Annotated in this window: 14 protein-coding genes; 9 read left to right on the top strand and 5 right to left on the bottom strand. The window is 45.7% G+C overall.

What is annotated here, in order from left to right; all coding sequences use genetic code 11:
* Positions 1-36: 36 nt before the first annotated feature.
* The 6 genes from BLS14_RS26940 to BLS14_RS26915 all read left to right on the top strand — a co-directional run bounded on the left by BLS14_RS26940 (position 37) and on the right by BLS14_RS26915 (position 5,426).
* The gene (locus BLS14_RS26940) at positions 37-909 is read left to right on the top strand and encodes a CheR family methyltransferase (protein WP_063566598.1); all 873 of its coding nucleotides are present in this window, start codon (positions 37-39) and stop codon (positions 907-909) included.
* 16 nt (positions 910-925) lie between these two features.
* Entirely contained in the window at positions 926-2,602 is a 1,677-nt protein-coding gene (locus BLS14_RS26935; RefSeq protein ID WP_063566599.1) for a response regulator, read from the top strand.
* An 86-nt stretch (positions 2,603-2,688) separates the two neighbouring features.
* Positions 2,689-3,027 (top strand): STAS domain-containing protein, encoded by a 339-nt coding sequence (locus tag BLS14_RS26930; RefSeq protein WP_063566600.1) that lies wholly within the window; start codon positions 2,689-2,691, stop codon positions 3,025-3,027.
* 18 nt (positions 3,028-3,045) lie between these two features.
* On the top strand, positions 3,046-3,498 hold the full coding sequence (gene rsbW / locus BLS14_RS26925; RefSeq protein WP_063566601.1) for an anti-sigma B factor RsbW: 453 nt from the start codon (positions 3,046-3,048) through the stop codon (positions 3,496-3,498).
* On the top strand, positions 3,495-4,268 hold the full coding sequence (locus BLS14_RS26920) for a sigma-70 family RNA polymerase sigma factor (RefSeq protein ID WP_024631358.1): 774 nt from the start codon (positions 3,495-3,497) through the stop codon (positions 4,266-4,268). Before rsbW ends, BLS14_RS26920 begins: the two co-directional genes overlap by 4 nt.
* Positions 4,269-4,397: 129 nt before the next feature.
* Positions 4,398-5,426, top strand: coding sequence for a magnesium transporter CorA family protein (locus BLS14_RS26915; protein WP_256336701.1), 1,029 nt, complete (start codon positions 4,398-4,400; stop codon positions 5,424-5,426).
* A gap of 25 nt (positions 5,427-5,451) precedes the next feature.
* On the opposite strand, the gene BLS14_RS26910 is transcribed toward BLS14_RS26915, so the two are convergent.
* From BLS14_RS26910 to BLS14_RS26895, 4 genes are all read right to left on the bottom strand, one after another.
* Complete coding sequence (locus tag BLS14_RS26910) at positions 5,452-5,817, bottom strand: DUF5665 domain-containing protein (RefSeq protein ID WP_082935221.1); 366 nt, start codon at positions 5,815-5,817, stop codon at positions 5,452-5,454.
* A gap of 81 nt (positions 5,818-5,898) precedes the next feature.
* A complete protein-coding gene (locus BLS14_RS26905) occupies positions 5,899-6,306 on the bottom strand; it encodes a YtxH domain-containing protein (protein ID WP_063566603.1) in 408 nt (135 codons plus the stop codon).
* Positions 6,307-6,371: 65 nt separating this feature from the next.
* A complete protein-coding gene (locus BLS14_RS26900) occupies positions 6,372-6,629 on the bottom strand; it encodes a GlsB/YeaQ/YmgE family stress response membrane protein (RefSeq protein ID WP_063566604.1) in 258 nt (85 codons plus the stop codon).
* 134 nt (positions 6,630-6,763) lie between these two features.
* Positions 6,764-7,459 carry a phosphatase PAP2 family protein gene (locus BLS14_RS26895; protein ID WP_090954759.1) on the bottom strand — a complete coding sequence of 232 codons (696 nt, stop codon included), beginning with the start codon at positions 7,457-7,459 and terminating at the stop codon, positions 6,764-6,766.
* A 179-nt stretch (positions 7,460-7,638) separates the two neighbouring features.
* On the opposite strand from BLS14_RS26895, the gene BLS14_RS26890 reads away from it, so the two are divergent.
* The gene (locus tag BLS14_RS26890) at positions 7,639-8,658 is read left to right on the top strand and encodes an asparaginase (RefSeq protein WP_064640583.1); all 1,020 of its coding nucleotides are present in this window, start codon (positions 7,639-7,641) and stop codon (positions 8,656-8,658) included.
* Positions 8,659-8,801: 143 nt separating this feature from the next.
* Positions 8,802-9,527, top strand: coding sequence for a pirin family protein (locus tag BLS14_RS26885; RefSeq protein ID WP_063566607.1), 726 nt, complete (start codon positions 8,802-8,804; stop codon positions 9,525-9,527).
* A gap of 122 nt (positions 9,528-9,649) precedes the next feature.
* Here the strand turns inward: BLS14_RS26885 and BLS14_RS26880 are convergent, their stop codons facing one another.
* Positions 9,650-9,874 carry a DUF1128 domain-containing protein gene (locus BLS14_RS26880; RefSeq protein WP_063566608.1) on the bottom strand — a complete coding sequence of 75 codons (225 nt, stop codon included), beginning with the start codon at positions 9,872-9,874 and terminating at the stop codon, positions 9,650-9,652.
* A 160-nt stretch (positions 9,875-10,034) separates the two neighbouring features.
* Between BLS14_RS26880 and yyaC the strand changes: the two genes are divergently transcribed.
* Positions 10,035-10,577, top strand: coding sequence for a spore protease YyaC (gene yyaC / locus BLS14_RS26875; protein ID WP_079697093.1), 543 nt, complete (start codon positions 10,035-10,037; stop codon positions 10,575-10,577).
* The last annotated feature ends 76 nt before the right edge of the window (positions 10,578-10,653 follow it).

The raw sequence follows: 10,653 nt of genomic DNA, 5'->3' as shown, positions 1-10,653 counted from the left end.
TTACGCAAGTAACAAATGAAGAAGTGGAGAGAAGATATGACACCGTGGGAACCTACCGAGGCGGAGGCAGAATCGATCCGCATGCCGCAAGATGAAGAGCGTGAACTGATCGAGATCGAGTTGCTATTGGAAGGTATGCACCGTTTATATGGATATGATTTCAGGAACTACGCGTTACCGTCGTTAAGACGTAGAATCTGGCATTATGTACATGCCGAAGGACTAAAGACCATTTCAGGTTTACAGGAAAAAGTGCTTCATGACCGTTCTGCATTTGATCGTTTTGTACAGAATCTGTCCATCCCTGTAACAGAAATGTTTCGTGATCCAACCTTGTTTCGGTTCTTCCGGGAACAGATTATTCCTGTACTGAGGACTTATCCATACATCCGGATATGGCATGCTGGCTGTTCTACAGGAGAGGAAGTCTATTCCATGGCGATTATGCTGCATGAGGAAGGACTATACGACAAGGCAAGAATATACGCAACAGATATGAATGATCGCTCATTGCAGCAGGCCAAGGAAGGCGTATATGGCATTGAGAAAATGAAATTATATACTACAAATTATCTGGAAGCCGGGGGCACCCGCGCATTCTCGGAGTATTACACTGCGAAATATAATTCCGTTATATTTCATCCTTATTTACGGAAAAATATTATTTTTGCCGAACATAATTTGGCGACAGACCGGTCATTTAACGAGTTTAATGTGATTTTTTGCCGCAATGTCATGATTTATTTCAATGATGAATTGCGAAACCATGTGCACGGACTTTTTCATGAAAGTTTGAGCCACTTCGGCATCCTTGTTCTGGGATCTAAAGAATCGATACATTTTACGGAATTCAGCGATGCCTACGAGCCGTTAGACCGGACGGAAAAAATATACCGGAAGATTAAATAGGGGGTTAAGCTTAGTCATGGGGCTCAATGAACCAATCCACATATTATTGGTAGATGACCGCCCCGAGAACCTGCTCGCTCTCGAAGCGGTTCTGGAATCGGAACAGTACAAGCTCGTCAAGGCAACCTCCGGGGAAGAGGCACTTCGCTGTTTGCTGAAAGACGAATTTGCGGTCATTGTGCTGGATGTGCAGATGCCTGGGATGGACGGAATTGAGACAGCAAAGTTAATCAAGGCGCGTGACAAGTCCAAGGACGTGCCGATTATTTTCATCTCTGCAAATAGCAGAGAGGCAGAGCACTTATTTGCAGGTTATTCCGCAGGAGCCATTGATTATATGGTCAAGCCGTTTATCCCTCAAATTTTGAAATCCAAAATCGAGGGCTTTGTAGAAATGTTTATCACGAATAAACGTTTGAAAACACAGACGATGCTGCTGCATCAGAAGACGCAGGAACTGGAGAAAATGAACCAGCAGCTCGTTCAGGCCAAAGAGGAAGCGGAAATTGCTGCAAATGCGAAGACCGAGTTCCTTGCCATGATGAGTCATGAGATTCGTACGCCGATGAATGGCGTTATCGGTATGGTTGATCTGTTGATGGAAACGGATCTGAAGGAAGATCAGAAGGAATACGCGGACATTGTACGTCGCAGTGCCGATGCACTCGTTACGGTGATTAACGATATCCTTGATTTCACCAAGATGGAATCCGGCAAAATGGAGCTGGAAGAGCATCCGTTCGAACTTGTGTCCTGTATACGTGAAGTACTGAGACTCTTTGCGGTTGAAGCTGGCAAAAAGAATATTGAGCTGGAATATTTCCTGGAAGATTCGGTACCCGAACTGATCTATGGAGATATGGCAAGGCTGCGCCAGGTTTTATTGAATCTGATTGCCAATGCCATCAAGTTCACGGACCACGGTGGCGTGTATCTGATCGTATCCGTTAATGAGGAAAAAGACGGGCGAATGACGCTGGAGTTTGCTGTAAAAGATACAGGAATAGGCATAGCACCAGACAAAGTAGATCGTCTGTTCCAGCCGTTTTCCCAACTGGACACATCCATGACGCGTAAGTATGGTGGAACGGGTCTGGGGCTGGCTATATGCAAAACGCTCGTTGAAATGATGGGTGGAAAGATATATCTGGATACGTCAGAGCTGCGTGGGGCTACGTTTGTATTTACCATTCAAGCGCAGCGGTATGTTGAGACTGAGCTGACGACAGGTATGGGGGAAGATCAGCTTACGGACATTAAAAAAAATTATGAAATGCATCCAAGCGTATTAATCGTCGATGATCATCCTATTAATCAGAAACTAATGTCCATTATGCTGGGCAAGCTTGGACTCGTCGCAGATATCGCCGAAGATGGCAAGAAGGCGCTGGAGATGGTTTTAGCGAACCGCAATTATGATTATATATTTATGGATTTGCAAATGCCCGTGATGGATGGATTGGAGTGTACACGCAGAATTCGTGAGAGCCTTCCTCAAGACCAGCAGCCGGTTATTGTAGCGATGACCGCCAATGTCATGGATGGTATTCAGCAGCGATGTTCCACTGTAGGTATGGACGATTACATCAGTAAACCTGTGAAAATGGGCAATGTGAAACAGAAGTTGTCCCGATTTCAGGAAGAAAGACAAGGGTTCAAATCCAACGCATCGGCCATAAATCAGGCGAATTGAAATATTTGCTAATTCGATTACTGTTTCATATGTGCTGTAGATGGGTTATTAGGTAAAGAAACCATTGATCAGGAGAGAGATGTCTAATGAATACAAATAAAAATGAAAAATTCAATGCAAGAACAGAAACACTTGATGGAGTGTGCACGGTGTATCTGACTGGCGAACTGGATTTGTCGGTTGCTCCTGAATTCCGTTTAGTGATGGAGCCGCTTGTGGACAACAAGGAACAAGATTTGATTATTAACATGCAAGACTTGAAGTACATCGATAGTACAGGGATTGGTATCCTGTTATCTGTTCTGAAAGCACGGCATGGAATGGAAGCTCGCTTTGAAGTACAGGAAGTTCCTGCGCAAATTCAGAAACTTTTTGATATGACGGGTATTGCCAAATTCTTTGTCTCACAGAAGAATTCCCAATAGGAAAGGATCGAAAAAGGAATGAATGCAGAAGTTCAAAGAGTCACCCTTAATTTACCGGCGACAGCTGATTACGTTGATATTGTAAGACTCAATCTTTATGGTGTTGCGTCCAAAATGGGATTTTCTTATGAGGACATTGAGGATATGAAGGTTGCTGTATCCGAGGCCTGTAATAACTCTGTACTGTATGCTTACTCACACGAAGGCGGCATGGTTGAGGTTGTGTTCGAAGTGGATAATGACACGCTGGCTATTACCGTCAAAGATGAAGGAGCCAGCTTCGAGAACATTAACCCGGCGGTATCCCGTGCAGGCCTTCATGACAAAGAACTGACAGATGCCCAAATCGGTGGACTTGGATTTTACCTGATGCAAGCTCTGATGGACGATGTCAGTGTGGAAAGTGAGACGGGCAAAGGTACGAAAGTAGTACTCGTAAAACGTCTTGCAAGAAGTGAGGAGAAAGTATGAATGAAAAAGTGACTCCCCCAGAGTCCATGTCTGAAGCAATAGGTTTGATCTGGGAATACCAGCAAACCCAGGATAACGAAATTGCAACAGTTCTTATCCGCAAATATGAACCGATGGTGAAGATGGCAGCTGGTAAAATTGCGCGGAACCGACCCGATCTGTATGAGGATTTGTATCAGACCGGGCAGATGGCCCTAATTCGTTTGCTCAAGCAATACGATATTAATCTGGGTATTCCGTTTGAACCTTATGCCATGAAGAGCATGATCGGTCATATGAAGAATTATTTAAGGGACAAGTCCTGGTATATTCAGGTGCCCCGTAGAATTAAGGAAAAGGGAGCACTTGTCCAGCATGCCATTGATGAATTGACAGTGAAGCTGGAGCGTTCACCAGGTGTGAACGAGATTGCTGAATACCTGGATTTAACCCCTGAGGAAACCATCGAAGTCTTGGCTGGTCGGGAATGTTACCACTATGTGTCACTGGATTCTCCGCTATCACAGGATGAGAGTGCAGCCACTTTGGGCGAACTAATCAGTTCTGATGTGAATGACTTCGATTCGGTTGAGAAGCGGATGGACTTGCAGCAGGCATTGGGACAATTGAAGGAACAGGAACAAAAAGTGCTTATTTTAGCATTTCAGGATGGTCAGTCGCAGCGGGCAATTGCTCAGAAATTGGGAGTATCCCAAATGAGTGTATCTCGTATCCAAAAGCGAGCCACTGAGAAATTAAAACAGATTATGTCGAATGCTTCATTATTATGAGATGTAGATCGGTGACGATATTGAGCACGGCATAGAGAAGGACACGTGATTCCAATGGAATGCATACGTGTCCTTTTTTTGGGATCAATGATTTTCTAATGAACAGTATGAATGCAGGAGTGGATGTTTGTGATTGTGGATAAAGTCAAGCTGGAAGCGCGTCGGGATAAGCTTACCTACTCAGACCATTGGGAATGGTGGGATTGGGTTGCACCTGATCAGGAGAGTATGGCTGATGCCTTGGAGGAACTGACGAACACATTTCCAGAAATGCAGTACTGGCTTCGCAAAATACCGGAGGTAGAGTCCAACTACCTGTCCGTCCGCTTCATGAACGGCACGGAGCCCGTGATATTCGGGTCATTATTATATGCGGTCAAGAATGAAAGAAACGATCAACGTAAAGATAATCAGATGTTTTTCTATGTGGATCAAGAAAGACTGGTTACCTTGAATGTAGATGATAATACCAGAGGTATTATGAATACAGGTGAACGTGCAGCCATGTTACAACAGTGCAGTGAAGCAAGGGACGGCATGTTTGTGCTCTTTCGCGCGATATTGCATTATTACCATGTGGGTATGGACCATTTTGAGATGAACCTGAGGGATTTGGAGCGGACGATGGAATCCCGCAATGCACGCACGTTGATGGATCAGATTCTTGCGGCTAGATTTGAGCTGCTGTATTGGAGTAACCTGTTCATTCCGTATTCCGAATTGATGGCTGCTGCCAGGGAAGCCTACCTGGATGAATTGAAAGAGAATCGCTTTTTCCAGCAGCTCCAGCACCGGATCGAACGGATGGAGCGTTTGTTCAAACATTATGAGACAGAGATTGATACATTGATCTCCATCGATAATGCCATTTCAGGGGTGCGGGGCAATGAGATTATGAAGACACTGACCCTTGTAACCTCGGTATTCACGCCCGCAACGGCTGCAGGAGCCATATGGGGAATGAACTTCGAGAATCTGCCTTGGATCGACAAAACATGGGGTGTTGTTCTCGTCCTTGCGCTTATAATCATTAGCATGATTGGCATGTATGTATGGATGATGATGAAGGGCTGGACAGGGGATCTGCTCAAAGTGAAGTCTTCCCAGCCGTCGGCCAAAGAAACAGAGAAGCATGCCAATGGCAAACGAAGGCGATGACTTTGTCAGCCTCACCCTGTGCCTTTTATTTTTTATAATCTTCAATGTATCCCAGTAAGTCAGCAATATATTGTCCTACAATTGGCATGTTCACGAATTGACTGAGAATAAAAGCGAGCAGACCAAGAACGACGAAGGTCCCTACCGTCAAACCCAAACCACGTGCCATACCAGCGGTGAAGTTGGTAATGATACGTTTTTTGGGACTGCTGTAGTTTTCGATAATATCCTTGATTTGAGATTTTTCCAAACTGTCTGCAATCTGATCCAGACGAGTATTCAGACGTTTGACCTCATGTCGCAATTCAAAAGGGTGTTCTGTTGTATCATACTGTTGTGCGGGTTTTCCTCCGGTTATGGGCGTATTGCCGTTCATTGTGACTTTACTCATGTTCTTCCTCCTTTAATCTCGCCGTGGATAAAAAATAGCCAGCTGGAATACAGCTGGCTATTGGTCACTCGATCCAAAGCCTTACAGGCTGGTCGAGTTCAATTCTTTACGTGCATCTTCCTTCGCTTCTACAGAAGCGGTAGCCACTTCGTCCGACGCTTTGGATGCTTCATTCGCTACATCAGCGGAAGCTTTTCTTACGGAGTCCATAACGTCATTACGGCCTTGGTTTACCGTTTTTGCAATATCAGAAGTTTTGGAAGAGACCGTTTTAGCCAGTTCGGAAGCTTTATCACCGACAACCGCTGCAACTTCTTTTGTGCGATCTGTAACGATCCCCACTTTCTCGGAAAGGTCATCACGCAATTCGCGTCCTGGTTTAGGGGCAAAGAGTAGTGCTGCAGCTGCTCCCAGCAAACCTCCGATGAAAATACCTTTGGCGAAAGTGGAACCGCTTTGTACAGGATATTGTTCTTCTGCTTTATTCATGTCAAATCACTCCTTCTTCAAATTTAAGAAACGAATACGAAACAACGAACACCTTGTTGCACCGATCAGGCAGCCTGTCTGAACAGTCTGGACACAAGCCCCAGCAAAAAGACAAAGACTGCTGTTCCAATGATAGCAGGAATTACGGCAAAGTTACCGATGACCGGTCCCCAGTTACCAAGCAAGAGTGCTCCCAGCCAGGCTCCGGCAAATCCGGCAACCATTGCACCAATAATTCCTCCAGGCATGTTATGACCGGCAAGTGCATCACCGATTACACCGATAATGACTGCCATCACAATACTGATAATAATACCCCACATAACAACCGCCTCCTTTGTACTTGATGTAGGATGGTGTCTGTTCGCGTTTGCTTACTTCGTATATAAACGCCGTGCTTCAAGGTGAAACAATCAATGTAGGGAGATCTATACTGGAAATTATAGGATAGTACAATTCAGACGGAACGTTGAATCCCTTTAATCATACAGAAGATCCAAGCCAGTCCTGCAGCAAATCCGGTGAAAACGTCGGTTGGAAAATGTACACCCAGCATGATGCGGCTGAGGCCGACCAGAAATATAAATGTGATTCCGCAAATGACAGGCAGTGCAACTCCAGACACACGTTGATGTCGTTCAATCGCCCAGATGACAAAGAGCATGCCATAAAACCCCATCGAGATCATCGCATGACCACTTGGAAAACTATATCCATGAACAACCAGCAGATGTTCCAGCTCAGGTCTACTACGCCTGAATATTTCCTTCAATAAGGTGTTGAGAATCCACATCATGGCAAAACTGCTGAGTAACGCATAACCATATATGAGGAAACGGGGACGACGCTGCCACAAGAAAAGAATTGAAAAACCGATAGCTGCGATGGCAGAAAGTCTGAAAGAACCGAGCGCAGTAATGAATGAAATGAAAGGCAGCAGATGAAGACGTGAATCTGAGTTCAGATAAAATAACTGCTGGATCCTGTCATCCAATGAAAGGATAACATCGTTACCCAGCAACGCTCCCAGAGCCGCCAGCAAGAAGACGACCGAAACGCTGGCTATAATTCCGACACCAGCCCAGTTGAGCAGTGGACGTACTGAAGTTTTGCGAGCTAACCCGGAAGTGGGTAATTGCGTTTTGCGCAGCATAAATAAGTATCTCCTTCAGTAATGGTAGTAGGTAGATAAAGATTGATAAAGGATTACCCCAAATGTCTGTCGAAAAAACTGTAAAAACGTCGCTTTTGTACTATACTATTTAAGATATCCCATGCGGCGTCGTGACGCAAAGCAGAGATGAATTCGGGAGTATAAAGGAGAGAACTCGCATGGAGAGTGCCCTGTTAATTAAAGAATACCGTGCGGGCGTTATGGAATGCGCCCATTACGGACACATAAGCATTACGGATGAGAACGGCAATGTTGTATATTCAGCCGGAGATCCGCATTTTAGAGCGTTTACCCGTTCATCTGCCAAGCCCTTTCAGGCCATTCCGGGGATTCGTGCTGGTATTGCTGGGCATTACGGTCTGACAGCTCAGGAGATTGCCATTATGTCTTCCTCACACCGTTCGGAGCCGATGCATATTCAGGTGTTGGAGCAGATAGAAAGCAAAATAGGGTTGGGTGAAGAGTGCTTGATTTGCGCACCGAGTTACCCCCTCAATGAAGAAAGCCGAAATCAATGGCTACGATCTCAAGGAGAGAAGCGTCGTATTCTCCACAACTGCTCCGGTAAACATCTGGGCGTTCTCGCATACACTCAGATGAAACAGGCCGATTTGGGAAGTTATGCAGAACCAGAACATCCGGTACAGCGTGAAATTCTTGAGACCATGGCCTATATGGCAGGGATTGAACAGAAAGAGATTAAACTTGGGACGGATGGCTGCGGCTTTCCGGTATTTTCGTTGCCGTTATCGGCATTGTCGAACGCATATCTGAAGCTGGCTTGCCCGGATCTGATCGAGGACCCATCTACACGTTCGGCGGTAGAGACCATTACTGGAGCCATGAACGAATATCCGTTAATGGTAGGAGGAACGCAGCGTGTGGATTCCGTGCTGCTTGAAGACAGCAACATTGTAGCCAAAGGTGGCTTCAAGGGTGTATTTGGTTTTGCCCTGAAAAAGGAACGCCTCGGAATTACGTTCAAAGTGCTTGATGGTTCGGAAGAAGAATGGGCCTATATTGCCCAATCCATTCTGGAGCAGATTGGCTACAGCAATCGAAAAACCATCGAACGACTGGCAGAAGTATATCCACCTGACATTCGGAACGACGCAGGTAAAGTCGTAGGGCGGGCAGAGATCGAATTCAAGCTTCACTCATCTGAAGAAAGCGTATAACCATAAGCAAGGGGCGTGATTAGAATTCCCTGACCACGGGTAAAGATGACATACCAACTGGTATTGATCTATAGAATTCTAAATATACACGCAAGAACTGCTGCGATAGTGCTGCAGCTCTAAACCCTTGGAGGTGGATGAACATGATTAAAGTAGTGACATCGGAAGAAAGGCACACGTCGGATCGAGGTTGGATACACAGTGAATTCAGCTTTTCCTTTGCGGACTATGATGATCCAAGCAATGCCCATTTTGGTTGTCTTCTGGCTCATAATGACAACACACTGATGCCGCAGGAAGGCTTTAAGCGACATCCACATCATGACTTGGAGATTGTTAGTTATGTCATATCAGGTACGTTGAAACATACGGATAGCATGGGAACGGAGCAATTGTTGGAACCGGGAACAGTTCAGGTCATGAGTGCAGGCACCGGCGTAGAGCATTCAGAGACTAACCCGTCAGAGGATGAACCGGTACGCTTTCTACAGATGTGGTTCCTGCCATCCCAGCGCATGTTGAAGCCCTCGTATACTAATCGTCGTGTAGAGGCTCAGGAGCATCTGAACCGTCTTTGTCCGATTGTATCGGGGCAAGGGGGAGAAGGAGCCGAGGGAGCATTGCCTATTTCACAGGATGTAACTTGTTATCTATCCCATCTGGAATCCGGTCAAAAATTAATGTACCCTCAACATGAAGATAGGCGTACACATCTCTTCCTGATTAGTGGCCATATCGAGATTGTATGTTCAGACGGCAATTTCAATCTCAAGCCGGGTGATGCTGCACGAATCCGCAAAAGCTGTGATCTGCAAATTACAGGTACAGGCAGCGAGACGGCTGAATTTGTATTGGTGGATTTGCCTTGACGAAAAAAACAAACGCAAGAGGACCTGTCTCCACTGTGATGTGGAGAACAGGTCCTTTTTGTACGGCTTGTTGTAGCTGCCTTCGTAAAAGAGTCTCTCAAAGTTTGCTGGGCGATGCCGCCCTAGGATTTGCGGAGATTACCCAGTTCGGAAGCGACAGCTTCCACTTCAGAGATACTCAGATGTTCCTTGCTTAGGACCATTTCATACAGGTCAAACAAATCTTCATACTTCGCAAGTGGGAAAGACGAAGCCTGCATGGCAGCTCCACTGGCCATCCGCAACTTCGTTTTGATTGCTTCAATCATATATTCCATGTTGGCTGCGCTTGCTTGCGTTAAATCCATCGTTATGTCCATCCCTTCCGTATCGGAAACTGTTGTCATTGTATCATGATTGGACAGGCTCAGGCCAATGCTTTTGCGACGAAATCAAGCATCGGGTAAAATGAGGAATATAACAATAGAGACTCAGGCAGGAAGTACATGTGTATAAGGAGGTAAGAGATTGGCCGTATATAAGCGGGAATTGGTTCGTCATCAAAGTAGGGAAGCCCGCCACAATGTGCAGGGAGAAGACTTAGTATTATTTTTCAAGCACATCTATAAGCTTCATTCACCGGATGAAATCACCTTTGTCTGTATCGGGACGGACCGTTCTACCGGAGATGCTCTGGGCCCACTGACAGGCAGTCTACTGCAGGAGTATGGAGTGAATCACGTTGTAGGAACTCTGGCTTCTCCTTGTGATGCGGATACACTGGAGAAGAGGCTGGCGCTTGTCCCGTCACATCATGCCATCATCGCCATTGATGCTTGTCTGGGTCCAAAACAGGCAACAGGTACATACTATCTTGCGGAACATCCACTGATTCCGGCAAAATCGGTTGGAGGCAAGCTGCCGCCAGTTGGTCATTATAGCGTGGCTGCTGTAGTGAATGCTAATGGACCGAGACCTTATTCCATTCTACAGATGACCTCGCTTCATTTCGTTATGGGCATGTCCAGATCGATTGCAGAGGCGGTCGCCGAAGCAGTGAAATACAGATAAACGTTTCATTAATGATATGCAGGCTTAATAATATACAACTTGAATTAATTTAATTCGCGCAGAGAGAGGGATTTAT

This window comes from Paenibacillus sp. OK060 (assembly GCF_900101205.1).
Taxonomy (GTDB): domain Bacteria; phylum Bacillota; class Bacilli; order Paenibacillales; family Paenibacillaceae; genus Paenibacillus; species Paenibacillus marchantiae.
Note: the sequence above shows the minus strand (reverse complement) of the source record. Positions and strands in the feature narration are given on the sequence as shown.